23 protein-coding genes are annotated in these 17,137 nt (G+C 67.8%); 13 read left to right on the top strand and 10 right to left on the bottom strand.

The genetic code is table 11. The features are described 5' to 3' along the window. The first annotated feature begins 77 nt into the window (after positions 1-77). The 4 genes from ACFQ7C_RS10830 to ACFQ7C_RS10815 all read left to right on the top strand — a co-directional run bounded on the left by ACFQ7C_RS10830 (position 78) and on the right by ACFQ7C_RS10815 (position 3,098). Complete coding sequence (locus ACFQ7C_RS10830) at positions 78-830, top strand: SDR family NAD(P)-dependent oxidoreductase (protein ID WP_378900380.1); 753 nt, start codon at positions 78-80, stop codon at positions 828-830. A 236-nt stretch (positions 831-1,066) separates the two neighbouring features. After that, positions 1,067-1,507, top strand: a complete 441-nt coding sequence (locus ACFQ7C_RS10825) for a pyridoxamine 5'-phosphate oxidase family protein (protein ID WP_378900377.1) — start codon at positions 1,067-1,069, stop codon at positions 1,505-1,507. A 257-nt stretch (positions 1,508-1,764) separates the two neighbouring features. Beyond that, complete coding sequence (locus ACFQ7C_RS10820; protein WP_378900374.1) at positions 1,765-2,697, top strand: hypothetical protein; 933 nt, start codon at positions 1,765-1,767, stop codon at positions 2,695-2,697. Further along, positions 2,694-3,098: a GntR family transcriptional regulator gene (locus ACFQ7C_RS10815; protein WP_378900372.1), complete on the top strand. Its 405-nt coding sequence runs from the start codon at positions 2,694-2,696 to the stop codon at positions 3,096-3,098. Before ACFQ7C_RS10820 ends, ACFQ7C_RS10815 begins: the two co-directional genes overlap by 4 nt. A 440-nt stretch (positions 3,099-3,538) precedes the next feature. Here the strand turns inward: ACFQ7C_RS10815 and ACFQ7C_RS10810 are convergent, their stop codons facing one another. From ACFQ7C_RS10810 to ACFQ7C_RS10795, 4 genes are all read right to left on the bottom strand, one after another. After that, positions 3,539-3,736 (bottom strand): hypothetical protein, encoded by a 198-nt coding sequence (locus ACFQ7C_RS10810; RefSeq protein ID WP_378900369.1) that lies wholly within the window; start codon positions 3,734-3,736, stop codon positions 3,539-3,541. A 526-nt stretch (positions 3,737-4,262) separates the two neighbouring features. After that, entirely contained in the window at positions 4,263-5,246 is a 984-nt protein-coding gene (locus tag ACFQ7C_RS10805) for a hypothetical protein (protein WP_378900366.1), read from the bottom strand. 74 nt (positions 5,247-5,320) lie between these two features. Then, entirely contained in the window at positions 5,321-5,626 is a 306-nt protein-coding gene (locus ACFQ7C_RS10800) for an NIPSNAP family protein (RefSeq protein ID WP_378900363.1), read from the bottom strand. A 166-nt stretch (positions 5,627-5,792) separates the two neighbouring features. Next, a complete protein-coding gene (locus ACFQ7C_RS10795) occupies positions 5,793-6,416 on the bottom strand; it encodes a hypothetical protein (protein ID WP_378900360.1) in 624 nt (207 codons plus the stop codon). 32 nt (positions 6,417-6,448) lie between these two features. On the opposite strand from ACFQ7C_RS10795, the gene ACFQ7C_RS10790 reads away from it, so the two are divergent. Further along, positions 6,449-7,345 carry an alpha/beta fold hydrolase gene (locus tag ACFQ7C_RS10790; protein ID WP_378900357.1) on the top strand — a complete coding sequence of 299 codons (897 nt, stop codon included), beginning with the start codon at positions 6,449-6,451 and terminating at the stop codon, positions 7,343-7,345. A 65-nt stretch (positions 7,346-7,410) separates the two neighbouring features. After that, on the top strand, positions 7,411-7,653 hold the full coding sequence (locus tag ACFQ7C_RS10785) for a hypothetical protein (RefSeq protein ID WP_378900354.1): 243 nt from the start codon (positions 7,411-7,413) through the stop codon (positions 7,651-7,653). Between the two features lie 138 nt (positions 7,654-7,791). Here the strand turns inward: ACFQ7C_RS10785 and ACFQ7C_RS10780 are convergent, their stop codons facing one another. Continuing rightward, positions 7,792-8,343: a GNAT family N-acetyltransferase gene (locus tag ACFQ7C_RS10780; RefSeq protein ID WP_378900351.1), complete on the bottom strand. Its 552-nt coding sequence runs from the start codon at positions 8,341-8,343 to the stop codon at positions 7,792-7,794. Positions 8,344-8,411: 68 nt separating this feature from the next. Here ACFQ7C_RS10780 and ACFQ7C_RS10775 point away from each other — a divergent pair, with 68 nt between their 5' ends. Beyond that, positions 8,412-9,176, top strand: coding sequence for a hypothetical protein (locus ACFQ7C_RS10775; protein ID WP_378900348.1), 765 nt, complete (start codon positions 8,412-8,414; stop codon positions 9,174-9,176). A gap of 95 nt (positions 9,177-9,271) precedes the next feature. Then, positions 9,272-9,775, top strand: a complete 504-nt coding sequence (locus ACFQ7C_RS10770) for an ASCH domain-containing protein (protein ID WP_378900345.1) — start codon at positions 9,272-9,274, stop codon at positions 9,773-9,775. Positions 9,776-9,873: 98 nt separating this feature from the next. Here the strand turns inward: ACFQ7C_RS10770 and ACFQ7C_RS10765 are convergent, their stop codons facing one another. Then, positions 9,874-10,815 (bottom strand): SMP-30/gluconolactonase/LRE family protein, encoded by a 942-nt coding sequence (locus ACFQ7C_RS10765; RefSeq protein WP_378900342.1) that lies wholly within the window; start codon positions 10,813-10,815, stop codon positions 9,874-9,876. A gap of 130 nt (positions 10,816-10,945) precedes the next feature. On the opposite strand from ACFQ7C_RS10765, the gene ACFQ7C_RS10760 reads away from it, so the two are divergent. Further along, the gene (locus tag ACFQ7C_RS10760) at positions 10,946-11,215 is read left to right on the top strand and encodes a hypothetical protein (RefSeq protein ID WP_378900339.1); all 270 of its coding nucleotides are present in this window, start codon (positions 10,946-10,948) and stop codon (positions 11,213-11,215) included. 3 nt (positions 11,216-11,218) lie between these two features. On the opposite strand, the gene ACFQ7C_RS10755 is transcribed toward ACFQ7C_RS10760, so the two are convergent. The 3 genes from ACFQ7C_RS10755 to ACFQ7C_RS10745 are packed head-to-tail and all read right to left on the bottom strand — an operon-like array spanning position 11,219 to position 12,678. Next, positions 11,219-11,680, bottom strand: a complete 462-nt coding sequence (locus ACFQ7C_RS10755; protein WP_378900336.1) for an SRPBCC domain-containing protein — start codon at positions 11,678-11,680, stop codon at positions 11,219-11,221. A gap of 10 nt (positions 11,681-11,690) precedes the next feature. Next, entirely contained in the window at positions 11,691-12,338 is a 648-nt protein-coding gene (locus ACFQ7C_RS10750; RefSeq protein WP_378900333.1) for a dihydrofolate reductase family protein, read from the bottom strand. A gap of 1 nt (position 12,339) precedes the next feature. Beyond that, positions 12,340-12,678 carry an ArsR/SmtB family transcription factor gene (locus tag ACFQ7C_RS10745; RefSeq protein ID WP_378900330.1) on the bottom strand — a complete coding sequence of 113 codons (339 nt, stop codon included), beginning with the start codon at positions 12,676-12,678 and terminating at the stop codon, positions 12,340-12,342. A gap of 139 nt (positions 12,679-12,817) precedes the next feature. Between ACFQ7C_RS10745 and ACFQ7C_RS10740 the strand changes: the two genes are divergently transcribed. From ACFQ7C_RS10740 to ACFQ7C_RS10725, 4 genes are read left to right on the top strand one after another with little or no spacing between them, the layout of a single operon-like run. Continuing rightward, complete coding sequence (locus ACFQ7C_RS10740) at positions 12,818-14,140, top strand: MFS transporter (RefSeq protein WP_378900328.1); 1,323 nt, start codon at positions 12,818-12,820, stop codon at positions 14,138-14,140. Then, entirely contained in the window at positions 14,097-14,324 is a 228-nt protein-coding gene (locus tag ACFQ7C_RS10735) for an RNA-binding S4 domain-containing protein (RefSeq protein ID WP_378900326.1), read from the top strand. Before ACFQ7C_RS10740 ends, ACFQ7C_RS10735 begins: the two co-directional genes overlap by 44 nt. A 29-nt stretch (positions 14,325-14,353) precedes the next feature. Further along, on the top strand, positions 14,354-14,599 hold the full coding sequence (locus ACFQ7C_RS10730; RefSeq protein WP_378900323.1) for a hypothetical protein: 246 nt from the start codon (positions 14,354-14,356) through the stop codon (positions 14,597-14,599). Between the two features lie 5 nt (positions 14,600-14,604). Then, a complete protein-coding gene (locus ACFQ7C_RS10725; RefSeq protein WP_378900320.1) occupies positions 14,605-15,675 on the top strand; it encodes a winged helix DNA-binding domain-containing protein in 1,071 nt (356 codons plus the stop codon). 11 nt (positions 15,676-15,686) lie between these two features. Here ACFQ7C_RS10725 and dinB read toward each other — a convergent pair whose 3' ends face one another. After that, complete coding sequence (gene dinB, locus ACFQ7C_RS10720; protein ID WP_378900805.1) at positions 15,687-16,883, bottom strand: DNA polymerase IV; 1,197 nt, start codon at positions 16,881-16,883, stop codon at positions 15,687-15,689. Positions 16,884-17,137 lie beyond the last annotated feature (254 nt).

Here is a 17,137-nt window from a genome sequence, read left to right as displayed (position 1 = left end):
CTAGTCTCGGGCGCGAGAGTGAGCGGAGGGAAGGGCGTGACTTGGCGCCCCTCCGGAGGGAGTGACTGAGGAGCGACATGGAGTACTTCGATCTGACCGGCCGGCGAGCTCTGGTCACTGGAGGCAACCGCGGTCTCGGCCTGGCGATCGCACACGCGCTCGCAGCCGCCGGCGCCCACGTGGTCCTGGGCGTCCGCGATCCCCAAAGCGCGGAACGACCACTCCGGGCGATTCGGGCTGAGGGTGGTTCCGCTTCCTCGATCGCTCTCGATGTCACGCAGCTCGATGAGGCCAGGGCGGCCGTCGATGCGGCATCGGAGGATGGCGCGTTCGACATCCTCGTGAACAACGCTGGCGGAGGGAAAAATGCTCCGGCGATCGACGTCACGGAGACGGATTTCGATGCGGTGTGGTCGCTGAACGTCCGTTCGGCACTGTTCCTCTCGCAGCATGTCGCGCGCTCGATGCCATCCGGGGGCGCGATCGTGAATGTCGCGTCGCAAGCAGGAATCGTGGCGCTCCCCGGCGAGTCGTCTTACTGCATCGCGAAGGCCGCGATGCTGCATATGACTCGCTGCCATGCGGTCGAGTGGGGCGATCGGGGAATACGCGTCAATGCGGTCGCTCCCACGTTCATCGAGACCGACGGCACAGCCGAGGCGCTCTCTGACCCCGCGTTCCGCGCCGACGTCGTCGACCGGATAGCGGCGTTGCACCGGATCGGCAAGCCCACAGAGGTGGCCGGGGTTGTCGTGTTTCTCTGCTCTCCCGCGGCGTCCCTGATCACCGGCCAGACGCTGGCCGTTGACGGTGGGTGGACCATCCGCTGAGGCGATGGTTACGACGACAGTCGGCGACGCGTGACATACCTGCCAGAGGGGATGCCAGCGTCTACGAGCGTCACGGACGTGTCCGGTCTCCGGACGCGGGACGGTGACCGACCCGCATCGGGGCGGCCTCGGACGGTGGGGAAATGGGGCGAGCCATTTCGATCGTCGGCCGGGGCGGATAACGTCGAGGCGTTGGCATCAGCGAAGGAGCTGGGATGAGTACATCTACTCACGATGTGTCCTTGCTGGAAGATCCGGTCGCGCAGCAACTCCTCGCGTCACCGGTTCCGGCGAGGCTCGCCTACAACTGGTCCGATGGAACACCTCGCGTGGTGCCCATGTGGTTCCACTGGGACGGTCGGAACGTCGTTGTGGGCACTCCGCCAGGGGCGCCGAAGGTGAAGGTGTTGGGGAGCCGCCCCGATGTCGCGCTCACCATCGACACCGATGCGTTCCCGTACCGAGTGTTGTCGATCCGAGGGCGGGCGGAGATGGACCTGCTCGATGATGTCGCACCCGAGTACGCCGCCGCGGCGGAACGGTACTTCGGTGAGGAACAAGGGCGAGCGTGGGTCGAGCAACTCCGAGGGCAGCCGATGTGTCGAATCCGCGTCGTGCCCGAGTGGGTCAATATCCTCGACTTCGAAACGCGCTTGCCCAGCGCCCTGAGCTTGTAGTCGGCGCCTGCTTTCCGGTCTCTCCTGGCCACATTCGATGTGGGAGGTCGGCTTCCCGACGTCGGGGAGTGCGGACAAGGAAGGTCGTGCGCGCGTGGCCAGGTGAATAAAGGACAGGAGTCCGTCAGTCGCTCCTCACGGCCACCGATCTCACCATCCGCGTGGCATCGGCAGGAGTGACCTGATTTATTCGCGTCACGCGTGCGCCTGAATGTAGCAATCCGATGCTACATCCGTGTATCGTCGGGTTGATACAAGTGAAGGGATGCGATGATGCCGTGGTTACTGCTCTTGTTCGGCGCACCGCTCGTGGGTGTCGTGCTCGCAGTCGCATGGTGGCTCATCAGATACCGCGGGTGCGTTCCCTGGGCGCGGCAGTCGGGGTGTTCACGCTGCTCGCCGGGCTGCTCGGCGTTCTGGCGGATGTGCTGATCCGGTTCGCCGCGAATGTGTCGCTCCTGGTGCCTGTGTATCCGACCATGCAGTTCGTGACCTGGTATTTCGACAACCGCTACATCCTGCCGCTGGTCGTGGGGATTCTGGGGCTGGTGCTGCTCGCTTTCCCCGTTCGTGCCCGTCGCGGTGAGGGTGTGGCGGAGTTGGCCCCGCGGGGCCTGTTCCGCTTCACATCAGCACGATGGCTCATCGCACCCGTCGCCGTGTTCGCCCTGATCTTGCTGATCACCCTTATTGCGGGATCGGCTTCACAGCCAGACCCGGCCACGAGGCGGTACGACATGTACATCGTCGAGATCACTCCCGAGAACACGATGGCGACGGCGATCTACGGTTGGTACTACTCGGTTCCCGCGCTGGTCGCGACCGCGCTGATGGCAGCGACCGCGGCCGGAACCCTGGCGCTCATCGCACGCCCACCGCTGTCTCAGGACCGCGACCTGGATTCTCAGATCCGCGCGCGTCGGTCGCGCAACGTCATCACCGTCACGACGGGTGCACTTCTGCTTCACCTCGGGCTGATCCTGCAGTCCCTCGCAGGTACAGCCTCGCTCGCCGCATCGATGCCCTCGGAGCTCGGACGAATCACGCTGTCGACACCGGTCGCCGCCATGATGCCCGTCTTGACCGTCGCCTCGTACGTCGCCGCAGCACTCGGTGTTGCGCTGTGGGCTACAGTCGCACTCACCGCCGTCGGTGTCCGCCAACGGGAACGGGTCGTCGCCGGATCATGATCATCCGCTTATCGGGATCTGCCCCACCCACGGACCAGATCCGCGACCAGATCCGAGGGCTCATCGCCTCCGGCCGACTTGCCGGCGACGACCGACTCCCATCCGTCCGACAGCTCGCGAGAGACCTCGGAGTCGCGCCTGGAACCGTCGCGAAGGCCTACCGTGTCCTGGAAGCTGAAGGCCTGCTCGTCACCCGCACGGGCGGCGGAACCCGCGTCAGCACGACAGCGACCACCACACGCCGCCCCGTTCTCGACGCCGTCCACAAACTCGTCGACACCAGCATCCGCGTCGGCGTCGACCTCGATTCCACCATCCAGATCCTCCGCGCCGTCTGGCCCACCAGCCCGCCAGACACGGAACCCGCGCGCGACCCGCACTCGGATGGCACCCGCCCGTGACCTCACTCCGCCCCACTGCCAAGAGCCTGTGTTGCAACAACCCGGCTCGACTGGTCAAGGTGAACGCGTAGCCGACCGACAAGCGCCCGACTGAAGAGGATGATGCGCGCTGTCTGGTCTCCGATCCGGATCGCTAGGCTCGACGACTGACCGATGCCGGGCACCGATCTCGCCTACGCCGTCTACGAGTCGGGAGCCGCCCCGTTGCTTGCGCAGGGAGTCCCGATGGAGGCAACAGCCTTCGTGGGCGTGGGCGTGGGCGTGGGCGTGGGCGTGGGCGTGGGCGTGGGCGTACGACTCACCGCGCCCTCCCGCCCCCCGAACCACGCGGTAGCGCGCCGCCGGTGGCAACGTGTTCCTCGCGCTCTTCGTCGCGTCCATGCTGTTTCTGCTCGGGCGAGAGATGCAAAAGCGCCGGCATGCGCGAAACAGCGTTCCGCCTAGCCCTGTCCTGGTGCTCCGTACGTCGCGCCGTCAGGGAGAGGCGGGCAGACAGCGGACTCGGTCTGAGCCGCGATCTCGGCTCTCACGGCGACGCCATCGCCCTTCCGCTCGATCGTGTAGACAATTCCTTCCTGCGAGTCCGGTGCAGGAATGTAGCCGACGATCGCCGAGTCGATCGCCGGGTCCTCTGTCACGGTAGCGAAGGCTGTCGTGACAAGGTTCGCGGTCGGATGTTCCCTCAGCCAGTTGGCCGTGTCACTGACACTCGCCCCGGGAATGGTCCAGAACGCTTCGAGCTCCTCGACGGGGCCGCACGGCCACCCCGTGTACGAGCTGAAGCCGCGGATGGCCACGTCTGAGCGAACTGCTCCCGCCGGGAGGGTGGCGGCGTCGAGCCAGGCCTGGGCTTGCTTCCGTGCCGCGGCGACCTCGCTGTCTGAAGGGGCGGTGGGCCCCGGTGTCTCGGCGGGCCCGCTCATCGCGCCAGGTGTGGTGATCCCCGCGCCAGCCACGGGCGTGGCACAACTGGTCAGAGAGAAAACGAGGAACAAGGATCCGATTGCCAAGGCTGGGCGACACCGCATACGCCCACCGTAATGGTCGGGACTTGCCCTGCCGCGAAGAGGTATGCGTCTCGAGTCGCCAGCGGCGTGGGGCCCGCCCGATTCGAGAATGAGCGACCCTCGATCGGACGTCTCGGACGGTCTTGGGCGCTTCGAGTCAATGTCGGCCGGCGGCGCGGAGGACGCGAAGGGCGATGAGTGTCACCCACGGGTTGGGCAGCGTGCTTCCGGTCGGGCCCCAGTCGATCGAGTCCACGTTGGATCCGTCATCACGAACGCGGTACCACCGTGCTGTCGCCGGCCACCCCCCGTCGGGGAGGCGGAGGCGCTCCAACAGTTCCAGGGCCCGGGTGCAGCGGGGGTCTCGAAGGTGATCCGCGTCGCGCAGCGCATCCAGTCCGGCCAGGACGTCGTAGTGCCAGTACGGGGGGAAGTGGAGCTGCACGGTCGACCGGTGGATCGGCTGGTCGACCGATCGACGATAGGCGACGTGCCGCTCGAGGAAGAAACCTGCAGCGCGTGCGACCTCGCCGCCGTAGCCGGGGTGTGCCGCGAGGCCGCGCATCGGGAGGAAGGATTCGTTGACGGATGACATGCGTGCTTCCGGTCGACGGTCGCAGTTCCAGCCACCGTCCGGCCACTGCCAACGTGCCAGTCGCTCAGCAAGGAGTCCGACTCGTGGATCCGCGCCGTAGCCCAGCGTGATCGCTGCCCACAGGGCTCCGCCCTGCTGCGAGGCACAGCGGCGCGCCTTCCCGTGCACTACGGGAACGAACAGTTCTCCTGACCGCACTTGCGTCACTTCCCGCTCCGTGAGGTGCTGCGGCGCCGTCCAATGCTCGAGCACTTCATCGACGAGCTCGTCGACGCCCGGATCGCCGCCCGCGCAGCCGAGCATGGCGAGGTGGATCGTGACCCAGTGAGCACCCTGCCATTTGCGGTACGTCGCCGCGCCCGTCCGCTTACGACCCGCCAGCAGTGCAGCGACGCGCGACGACCCCCGCACCTGCTCCCGCAACGCACGCATAGACCGCGACGTCGGGTCCTCGTCGGCAAGGTCGCGCCGCGCCAAGAACCGCAGCGCGACCTCTTCCGATGCGAGAAGGGCGCCCCGCTCGGCGGCATACTGCCTCCTTGCCACGCTCCCGACTGTATGCCCGAGAGCGACTCGGGACACACCCTTACCGCACTTCAACCACGCCCGCTGGAGGACCGCTACGCGAACACCGGCGAGAGGAAGCCACGCTCGTAGCGGCGGATGCACCGAGTCCGTCGTGCGAGCTCGAATGCCTTCTGACACCCTGGGTCCGTCTTCGAGGTGTTCCGGTAGGCCTCATACTCGGCCAGCGACGGAAAGGTGAACAGCGCGAACGCTTCGTCGCTGTCGCCCTCGCTGGGCATGAAGTAGCCGTGGTGGGTTCCGCCGAGCTTGTTGACGAGGTGGATCCAGGCGCGGCCGTATTCGGTGAAGTCGTCGAGCTTGTCGGGATCGATCTCATAGCGAAGATGAACAGTGATCATCGAGGGTCCTTCGTAATCAGGCGCTCTCACGAGCCTTGCCGATCGGAAGGCTGGTCGACGACGATCGCGATCCCGTGTGCGAAGAGTTGGCGGAGAACGATAGGAATGTTGGCAGAGCGGAGCGCGCTGAGCGACCGTGTTCAGCACGCCTCGAACGGTGATGCCGTCAAGACAACTCGAAGTCTGGACGCACCTCGGCGACCGCGTCGAGCTCCGTCTGCATGCGCGCGTGGAGCTGTCGCCCGTGTTCGATCCACGCATCCGGCACAGGCTCGGTCTCGTCCCGCGCCTGCCAGACGGCGTTCCACTCGTGGAGGTCGGCGGCCAGCTCACGGCTCAGCGGCAGGTCTTCGGCGTCGAGCGTGTACTGCTCGCTGAAGGATTCCCACAGCGGCCACTCGCGCCCCCAATCCGGGAAGAGCCGGATCACCCGCCGCCCGTCCGGGAGGGTGAGTGGGAGATTCTTCCGGCTTCGGTGCGAGAGGAGCCGGTCTTGCATCTCCGCGCGCATTCGCCACTCGCGCGGCGACTTCGGCGGCGAGTTGTAGTCGCCTCCGACCAGCCAGATCAGGCCGCGTCCGTGGACGGAGTCGTCGACGACCAGTGCGACCGACCACAATCGGTCATCGCCGGCGAGCGTCGTCGCGGACCATTCGACGTCCTTGAGCGAGGCGTCGACAAGATCGACCGTGGTCACCGCCGAGCCGGCGCCGTCGAAGACGTAGATCCGGTAGCGCGGCTCGTGCGACTCCCACGATGAGTCTCGTTCGTCGACCTGGATCCCGCGCATCACACCACGATAGGACGGCCAACACCAGGTGTGTGCACGATGACCCCGTCCTCGAATCTGCCCAGATGCTGTGTCAAGGGGTTCGCCTGAACCAACATGGGGACATGACGATGAGGGTTCGGCTGAGCGATGCGGCTTCGCTGGCTTACGACGCCGTAGGCAGCGGCATCCCGCTCCTCGCGCTCCACGGGGCGTACTCCGCGCGAAGCGAGGTGCGCGACTTCCTTGAGCCGATGATCGATTCACGGCCGGTTCGTCGGGTCTACATCGACCTGCCCGGCCACGGCGACTCCCGCCCTTCATCCGCAGTCCGGAGACCTGATGACGTGCTGGACCTCGTCGACCGCCTGCTCGACAAGGAGGCACCGGACGGCAGGTTTCTCCTGCTGGGGCACTCCTTCGGTGCACACTTCGCCCGGGCGATCGCGGCCCGACATCCCGACCGTGTCGCCGGTCTCGCACTGATCTGCCCGGCCCTTCCCGGGGAGCAGCACATCCCTACGCCGACGGTGGTTCGAGACGATGGCGTGTCCGCCGCACTCGATCCGGATCAGCGCGCCGAGTACGAGGGGTACTTCGTCGTTCGAACGGCGGAGACCCTCGAGCGATTCCGTCGCGCCGTGATCCCCGTCGCCGGAGAGGTCGACGAACAGACGCTGCAGACTGCGATCACTGCCGGCCCGCACGCCGCGGATCCCGACACGGTACCTGTCAGCGCTCCGGTGCTGGTGATCGCGGGGCGACACGATCACTGGGTCGGCTGGGAACGGCAACAGCGCCTCGGTGATCAATATCCGCGGGCCACGGTCGTCACCGCCGGTGACGCCGGACACGCCCTTCCCCACGAACGCCCCGGTCTGGTCGCGGCGCTGCTCTCCGACTGGCTCAACGAAATCGGCATCCCCACAGCAGCCGACTCAGGGCAGTAGGCGACAGTGCTCTCATCCACCATGAGCCGAGCACCATCCGCACCACGCTCGAGGAGTTCTCTCGAGTGCTCCGGCCAGGCGGCACCCTCCTTGTGGGCTTCTTCCTCGGCGAGGCCGTGGAGCCGTTCGATCATGCCGTGATCACCGCGTACCGCTGGCCGCCGGCCGCTCCGGCGGACGAGTTGAGGGCCGCCGGCTACGAGGTCGTCGAGACCCACCCGGACGGGCCGCGACCCGAAGCCTCGCCCCCACGGAGCGATCCTCGCCCCCACGGAGCGATCCTCGCCCAGCTCCCGCCAACGAACTGAAGTGCCAGGTCGACGACATGCCACCGGCCAGTTGCCTCTCCGCTGACCGGCCGGCATCCGTCGCGGCCGACCTGCGCGCAGGCGGGCCGAGGCGCGGGCGGGTGGGCGCGCCGTCTACGGTGGACGGCGCTGCTCGGGTCAGCGAGCAGGCTCCAGATCCTTCATGAAGAAGAGGGAGTCTCCGTGCTCGGGGTCCGGCTCCACTCGCGAGGTCTGCACGAAACCGAGCTTGGCGAGGACGCGCTGCGAGGCACTGTTCCAGTCTCGGACGGTCGCCCACAACCGGCGATAGCCCAGCGATCGCGCCCAATCCACGACCGCGCCCGCAGCCTCGGTCGCAAGACCTTGGCCCCACTCGTTACGCAGAAGCTCATACGCCAGCTCGGGTTCACCGCCCTCCCCGTACGAGTTCGCGATGAGACCGCAGTAGCCGGTGACCGCACCGTCCTGCTTCCGCACCGCCGCGAGCAGTCCCAATGACGCTTGCGGGTTCTCCTGACGAATCCGGTCCTCAAGGTCCTGCACGGTCGGATGACCGTCGACGGAGATCCGGCGGTGAGGAGGGACACGAGCATCTCGCTCCGCCCATAGTCGGCGCTGCACCGCGGCATCGGACACCAGCCATCGGCGCAACTGAAGCCGCTCGGTCTCGAGAACCGCCTCGCCCGGGGATGGCATCGCGTTGTCCATGCACGCAATGGTGCCCGATCCCGCCCCGACGTCGCCCACGCGGTGTGGTGTGCGGCAGGATGTCTCTGATGTCGACGTCAGACGGTCCTCGCCTCGAGGAGCTTCGTGCTCTTCGCACCCGTGCGTACGGACCGCACGCCGACATACATGAAGACCCGGCCGCACTGGCTCGGCTGCGCGAACTCGAAGCGCGCGCGACGGGCCAGGATGGCCAGGATGGCGACACGTCGATCCATGCGCAGGCCGCTGAACCACGCGCGGAGTCTGCGGCGACCGGAGAGTCGGTCTCTGCAGATGCCGGGCACACATCGGCGGAGTCGGGTAGTGACGTAGCGCCCGCGATGGCTGTGGAGTCGCCGGCGTGGTGGCGGCGGATACCCGTGGTCTGGACTGCTGCGGGCGTGGTGGTGGGTATCGTGCTCGGCATAGGAGTGATGCTGGCCCTGCAGCCAGCCGCGTCTGACCAGGTCGCGGTGCTGCAAGCCGATCCCGACGCCGAGTGGCCGAACGAGATGTTCGGTGTGCGCCCGGACGATGGTCAGCGCTACAACGAGTTCCACGGGCTGACCGTGATCACCTACGACCAGAGCGCCGCCGACGGCGCCTCGCTGCCGTGCCTTGCCGTACTCACCAGTCCGAACGGTGCGGGTTTCGCCGGGGCAGGCTGCGGCGCAGGGCCGTTCCCAGCGACGGTCTCGTTGCAGATCCACTCGCTGCTGCCTCAGGAGTTGCGCGACCAGTTCCCTGAGGGAACCTCCCTCCAATTCGTTCACGACGGTGCGCAGGTGCAGGTCCACGCTTCACAGCCGATCACCGCACGACCGACCCCCTGAGCATTGCCGGCCCGGCCGGCATCCACCGCAGGGTAGCTACGGCTCAGAACCGCCCGTGGTTCGGGCGGTGCGCGGAGCGTTTGGCACGATGAACTATGACTTCATCACCTGTGGCCCCGGTCGATGTCGAAGCAGGTCGGCGGATGTGGCGCGAGTACGCCGCCGCCTGCCCGCACGCGGTCGCTGCGTGTCCTGAATACACCATCGAGCACTTCGGAGATTCCGAGCGGCTCGCCGACGAACTTCTCGCACACGTCATCAGCGGGAGGAAGCGGGCTACTTCGGAACTCGCCGCAGACTTCGTCGCCCGCGGAGACGAGGTTCCTCGCATCGGGTCTCACTGGATCGCATGCGACGGGCGCGGTGCGCCGACCATCATCATCCGAAGCGTTGAACTGCGCCTAGGTGATTTCGCGAGCGCGGACGCCGCTTTCGCCGCGGATGAAGGCGAGGACGATCTCAGCCTCGCCAGTTGGCAGCGTGAGCACCGCCGATACTGGACACGCGTATCCGCGGCGCAGGGACGTCAATGGTCTGAAGACGAAGAGATCGTCTTCGAACGCTTTCGAGTCGTATGGCCTCCCGAGCACGCTGACTGACCGCGCCCATCACGCCCGCCCGCCGTGCGGCCAAAGAGTCCCGTTCGCGGGTGTTGAGACCAGCACGGATGCTGCGTTCCCTTGAGCCAGCGCCGGGCTCAGCGGTCGATGCGCACCACCTCGTACTCCGTGTCGGGCGTCGGAGGCACGCCGAACCGAGCGTTGGGAAGGAAGAGGCCGGATCCGTAGCGGGCGACCGTGGTCGGCACCCGGAAGTCCGGATCCGTGAGCGTCTCCACGAGCACGCCGGTCGTTCCGCTCGCGTCCAAGCGAATGACCGCCACCTGGTTCAACTGGTTCTGGACGACGTAGAGCGTGCGACCGATGACGAGCAGGCCGTCGCCGGATGGCAGGGACGCGCCACCCAGATCGACCTTCGTGGCTTCTCCCGTTTCACGATCCACCCGGAAAAGGGTCGCCGTCGACGATTGGATCACGAGGAGCGCCTTGTGATCGGGCGTCTCGGCGATGCCGTTCGCGTTGAAGCCGGGCTGCTGCACCCACTCGCCCGTCAGAGGCAGGACCACCGGCTCGTCGGGAAGCCCTCCCGACGGCTGGAGCGGGAGGAGGTACAGCGCCGGCGCGAAGCTGTTCGTGAACCACGCGCCGTCGTGGGTGAGGATGACGTCGTTGATGAAAGCCGGCGTGGGTGCGAGCTCGAAGTCGGCGAGCAGGCCGCCGGTCGCCGAGTCGATCACGCGCGCGGTGCCTGAGGTGCCGCCCGCAACGAACAGGCGTCCGAACTGATCGATCTTCAGCCCGACCGACGGAGTGCCGGGACCCTGGCTGATGATCTCGCCCTCAGCCGTTCGCACGTCGACGGCGTAGATATCGCCGTCGGCGAGCGAGCCGAGGTACGCCGTGCCATCCGGGCCGATCGCGATGCCCTCGGGCTGGAAGCCGTCCGGCAGCGGGATCACGTCTTCGACCGCACCACCTGCTCGGGGAGATTCCGCACCGTAGGCGGCGCCCGCCGAGATCACGAGCAGCCCTGTCAGTGCGACAACGGAGAATGTACGCGCAACCCTGCGACCGGACATGGGCACATGGTACGTCTGATCGAGCTGCTATGTCAGGTCTTCCGGACGACCTTCCCGACGCCCTCGCGTTCCTCGGGCTGCGCGGTGCTCAATCACGTACCCGGTGCGTGGGGCACGAGATGATGGAGTCATGTCCTCCTCCGTCGAACGTCGTTCGAATCCGACTGCCTGGGCCGCGTTCTGGTTCGCTCTCGCAGGTCTCGTGCTCATGCCGATCCCGCTGTTCATCGGGCTGATACTGGGCGGCGGCCTTTCCATCGTCGCCGCAGTGCTCGCCGTGATCGGCCTCCTCAAGGGACTCGCGCGCAACGGCAAGGGCATCGCGCCCGTCGTCTTCGCCGCGATCTTCATCGCGCTCACATGGGGCGGCATCTCGATCGGCGGGGGCACCGTCTGGTAGGCGCTATCGGAGGTGATCGTCGAGGGCTTCGAGCAGGCCCCGACTGCCTTCTTCGCGATGAGGCCCGTCCGCCCAGAACTGGTCGAAGAACACCCCGTGCTCGACGTGGGTGAGCCGGGTGCCGCCGGGGAGTTCTTCGAACTCGAACGCCGCCACCGAGGTGGACATGTGAACCCCGTCGAGCCACATGTCGTAGGTCGTGACGATGCGAACGTTCTCGACGATGTCCGTGTAGACAGCCTCGTAGCGAGACAGCGGTCCGCCGTGGAACCTCGCTTCGTCGACGTCGCGCCCGCCGACGCGGAAATCGAACACCCACTCACCACGCTCGAACGAGGCTCCATCGCCCATCCAGCTGCGTTTCTCGTCGCCATCCGCGAACGCCGTCCAGACTCTCGCGACCGGCACGGGGTAGTCGCGGGTGAGGGTGAATCCGGCGTGGGCGAGGCGGCGCTCGATGGTCATCGGCGCCCCCCTATCGGCTGAACGTGACATGGATGGTGCCGCTCTCGGCGACCACGGTCGTCATCTCATGGGTGCGTTCGAGGCCCCGTAGGCCCTCCCACACCCGATTGCCCTGGGCGAGGACGATCGGTGCGACGGCGACATGCAGCTCGTCGACCAAGCCCGCGCGCAGGAAGGCGCCCGCCGTGCGGATCCCACCTCCGATCCGCACATCGAGACCGCCGGCGGCAGTGACCGCCTCGGCGAGCACGTCCTCATTCTCCCCGCTGCGGAAATGGAAGGTCGTGCCGCCGTCCATGTCGATGGATGGCCGCGGTGCCGCGTGGGTGAGCACGTAGACCGGGCAGCCGAACGGCGGCTGGTCACCCCACCACCCTTTCCAGTCCGGGTCGTCGGGATACGCGTGGAGCCCGAACATCGCGGCGCCCATGATCTCGGAGCCCACGCCGGTGAAGAATGCCGACGCGTAGGACTCATCGACGCCGGTCGTACCCGCGCCGCTCGTGTCGCCGAAGATCTTCTCTCGAAACGTGCGGGTCGCTGCGTACGCAGCAGTGAGGGCGCCCCAATCGGCCCCCATCGGATTGTCGGCCGATGGGTCCGGCGCCGCGGTGTATCCGTCGAGCGACGAGAACAGATCGATTCGAACGCGGGTCATGTCAACTCTCCTTCGGGGTCATGCGGGCCAGATGGACACCGAGGCGATCCGCCTGGCGCTCTGCGGAGGTCCGTTGCTCGCCGAGCCACAGGTGCAGGACGTCGAGCGCGCCCGGCCGCAGACTCACCGTGCGGACGCGTCCTTGCTTGCTCGAGGTGACGACTCTCGCGTCCTCGAGCACTCGCAGATGCTGAAGCAGAGAGGGAAGCGCCATCGAGAACGGCGCCAGCAGATCGGACACGACTGCTGGTGATTCGGCCAGCCGTTCCACGACCGCCCGGCGAGTGGGATCTGCGAGGGCTCGAAGCACCTCATCCACCTCCTGGCGATAGTTAGGCATATGCCTAAGTATCACGTCGGCCCCCGCTCTCGTCAACCCGCTCCGCGGATTCCCGCCCTCGACCAGCCCGCCGGCGGACCGATCGCCCGACCCTCCTCCGGCTTCGCGAGATCAGGTGATGCGCCCATAGAATCCAGGGATGACCGCGCCCGCTGCCCTTGCGCGGCTCTCGGCTGCACGACGCGGCGTTTCGATGCTCTTCATCGCGAACGCGTTGGTGTTCGCGACGATCGTCACCCGTTATCCGGAGTTGAAGGACCGCTTCGATCTCGGCGAGTTGACGTTCGGCCTGATGGTCGCGTGCGGTCCGGTCGGCTCCGTCATCGGAAGCCTCTTCGCGGGCCGGCTGGTGAATCGTCTGGGCGCCGTGCCGGTCGCTGTCACGTCGTCCGTGCTTCTCGGCGCCTTGCTGGCGGTGGCCGGCTTCGCCGGCACGCCGGTCGTGCTCGGGGTGGTGCTGTTCGCGATCGGCTTCGGAGATGCCACGGGCGATGTCGGAAACAACGCGCACGGGCTCGCCATTCAGCGGCAGATGGGCCGATCGATCATCAACGGCCTGCACGGCGCGTGGAGTGCGGGGGCCATCGCGGGTGCGTTGCTCGGTGCGCTCGCACTTCAGCTCGCGATCCCCATCCACGTCCATCTGCCCGTCATGGGCGTCATCATCATGGTCGGCAGCCTCGGCGCGCTGCCGCTCGTGCGGACGCACGCGGCGCCGCCTTCGCCCCCCGCGCAGCAGTCCCACCCTCATCGACACCGTCGGATCAGCGCCATCCTCGTGGCGGCGTGCGCCGTCGCCGCCATCGGCGCCTTCCTGGAAGATCTCGGCTCGACGTGGGGCGGGGTGTACGTGGTCGCCGAAACGGGTGCCGGCGTCGCCGAAGCGGCGATCCCGTTCGCCGCGCTGATGGGTGCCCTCACGCTGGGCAGATTCGCCTCTGACGCGCTCGTCGACCGGATCGGTGCCGTCGGCACCGTTCGGGTCGGCTCGATGGCCGCCTTCGTCGGCCTGGTCGCCGCCGTGTTCGCTCCGCACACATGGGTCGTCGCCGTCGCGCTCGGGCTGCTCGGGCTCGGCATCGCTCCCATGATTCCGCTTGCGATGGACGCCGCCGAACGCGCGCCCGGCCTCGATCCGGGAACGGGCCTCGCCGCCGCAGCGACAGTCATGCGACTCGGCCTCCTCGCCTCGCCGCTGCTGGTGGGAGCCATCGCCGAGTGGGCGGGGCTCCGGATCGCGATCGCCGTGTGCCTGCTGGTTCCCGCGGTGGCGCTGATGCTCGCGGGACGGCTGCGCAGCCCAGAACCGCTCGCCGCCCCCCCGCGCGGCCGACCTCGGCCGGTGACGACGCGGGCTCAGCAGCACCCTCGTGCGGCGGAGGCCGGAGGCCTGGCTGGAGGTCGGCTAGCATTCGGGAATGACGAACCCGACTCCGATCGAGGACGTGTCCATCGGCGGTGAGGCTATTCGCCTCGGGCAGTTCCTGAAGTTCGCCGGGCTCCTCGACTCCGGTGGGAACGTGAAAGAGGCCGTCATCGATGGCTTCGTGCTCGTGAACGGCGAGGTGGATCGCCGTCGTGGACGGCAGCTTCAGCTCGGTGACCTCGTCAGCTTCGAAGGGCGCACCGTCCGGGTCTGCGCGTGAAGATCGCTTCCTGCGGATAGGGTGCGTCCATGGCAACGGACGTGACGCTGTACGTCGGCCCGGAGACGGCATATCGGAAGTTCCGGTTCACGGATCCGGACGTCTGGGAAGCCGTGCGTTCGCAGATCCTGTCCGCGATGAACGCGGGCAAGGGGACGATCCAGATTCCGTGGAAGGGCGACAACGTCGTCTATGTTTACAGTCCGTATCTCATGGTGACCTGGGTGGAGAAGGACGCGGAGTCCTCACGCGGACTCACCTCGTCGACGCCCTGATCCCCATGCTCACCGATCGTGACATCGCTCGCTGGCGACTGCGCTCCCAGCATCTTGCGGCGCCCGTCGACGACGCAGAGGACGCCGTGCGCTCGCTCCTCGCCGTTCAGGCGGAGAACCCGTCGCAGTCGGCGTGGGCCGTCGCCACCCGCACCCGCGACCCGAGTCAGGCGGATCTCGCCGGTCTGCTGGCGAGCGGCCGGGTGCTGAGGACGCACGTCCTGCGTCCGACGTGGCACTACGTCCATGCCGAGGACGCGCTGTGGCTTCTCGAGCTCACCCGCGATCGGGTGCTCCCGACGATCGACCAGCAGCTCGTCCCGCTCGGCGACAGCCTGAGTTCCATGGCCGACGGCGTGCTCGAGGCACTGGCTGAATCGCCGGACCGCACCCGCGCGGAGCTCGCCGACGCGCTCGCGGAGCGCGGCCACCGGCTGACGGGGATGCAGCTCATGCTCCTGGCGGGTCATCTCGAGCTGCATGCCCTGATCTGCAGCGGTGTCCCGCGTGACGGGGAGCACACGTACGCGCTCTTTCCCGACAGGGTCGACGCGCCCCGGCGGCTGGAACGCGAGGAGGCGCTCGTCGAGCTCGCGCTGCGCTACTTCACCTCTCACGGACCCGCCACCGAGCGCGACCTCGCGTACTGGGCGACGCTCACCCTCACCGACGTGCGTCGCGGTCTCGCCGGCGCAGCAGACCGACTCGAGTCGTTCGAGCACGACGGACGAACCTACTGGCACGCTCCCGGCCGGGCGGCAGCATCCGTTTCGCCGAAGGGCCACCTGCTTCAGGTGCTGGACGAGATGTATCGCGGCTATCAGGACTCTCGCTGGGCGCTCGATGCCGACGGCCTGCTGTCGCGCGGGCGCGAGACCGCGATCGGCATGGCACTCGTCGACGGGCAGGTGGTCGCCGGGATGAAGCGCACGCTCACGACGCGCGCGGTGACGTTCGAGGTCCACAAGCTGCGCGCCCTTTCTCCCGAGGAGGAGGACGCGATTCAGGATGCTGCGGGCCGCTGCGGTCGCTACCTCGAACGCGAGCCGCGCCTGACGTGGAAAGAGCCCGCCTGAGGGGGCCGCGGTCATTCGTGCTCCGGGAGAAGCGGCGTCGACCAGCCTGGATCGCGGCCGAGCTGAGCGGCTCGGGCGACGGATGCCGCACCGAATCGATCGCGCACGGCGTCGAGCACCGTGTCGAGGCGCAGTCCGTCGTCCCAGTCGATCGGCAGCTCCGGTGGGACGCTGTCGGCGCCGGCCAGCTGCGACAGCGAGACGCCGATCAGGGTGATGCCGCGTTCCGCGATCTCCGGATGTGCGGCGGCGAGGAGCCCTCGCGCGACGGTCAGCAGCACCGCAGTGCGATCGGTCGCCGAGCGGAGGGTGCGGGAGCGGGTCGCCTTCGTGAAATCTCCATAGCGAAGGCGCAGCACGACCGTTCGGCACACGCGGTCGCGATCGCGCAGGCGGCGGCCGAGTCGATCGACGATCTGCGTGAGGAAGAGGTCGAGTTCGTCGGGCGACCTCGGGCGGCTGCCGAGCGCACGCTGAGAGCCGATGGAGCCGCGGCGTCGCGTGGTGTCGACCGGGCGGGGATCCCGCAATCGCGCGAGCGCGTGCAGGTGCGCCCCGGTCGCCTTGCCGAGCAGCCGCTCGGCCGTCGCGGCTTCGAGCTCGGCGAGCTGGCCGACCGTACGGATGCCGAGTCGGTGCAGCTTCTCGGAGGTCACGGCGCCGACGCCCCACAGCCGTTCCACCGGCAGCGGGAGCAGAAACTCCTGTTCCCGTTCGGGCTCGACCACCAGCAGTCCATCGGGCTTGCTCACCGCGCTGGCGACCTTGGCCAGGAACTTGGTTCGCGCGACCCCGACCGAGATGGCGAGTCCGACCTCCGCGCGTACGCGGGCCCGCAGTCGCACCGCGACCTCCTCCGGCGTGCCGGCGATGCGCCGCAGGCCTCCGACCTCGAGGAACGCCTCGTCGATCGAGATCCCCTCGACGAGCGGCGTCGTGTCGCGGAAGATCGCGAAGACCTCCTTGCTGGCTGCGGAGTACGCATCCATGCGCGGTGGGACGACCACGGCATCGGGACACAGTTCGCGCGCCTGCCGCCCGCCCATCGCGGTGCGCACCCCACGGGCCTTCGCCTCGTAGCTCGCCGCCAGCACGACGCCGCCGCCGACGATGACCGGCCGGCCGCGCAACTCGGGTGCGTCCCGCTGCTCGACCGACGCGTAGAAGGCGTCGAGGTCCGCGTGCAGCACGGTCGCCTCGCCCCGCATCGACATCACCTCTTCGAACATTTGTTCTGAGATCGTCGCACGCACCGACGACATCGGCTGCCTTTCTCTGCGCGCGGCACTCCTCGGCGCGACGGCGGTGGTCGACCGTTCCCGCGACGATGTCGTCGTGTGACGGAGTGCGACGAGCCGTGACCTCCTCCGACACCGGATGACACGCGAGAGATCGTCGCCGTGCGCACCTTCCTTATGGTGGGGGGACCGGCGGAGAGCGAGGTCCTCCGCACCGTCTTCCT

Source organism: Microbacterium sp. NPDC056569 (assembly GCF_042793475.1).
Taxonomy (GTDB): Bacteria; Actinomycetota; Actinomycetes; order Actinomycetales; family Microbacteriaceae; genus Microbacterium.
The sequence above is the reverse complement of the archived record's forward strand: the minus strand, read 5'-3'. Positions and strand labels throughout refer to the sequence as shown.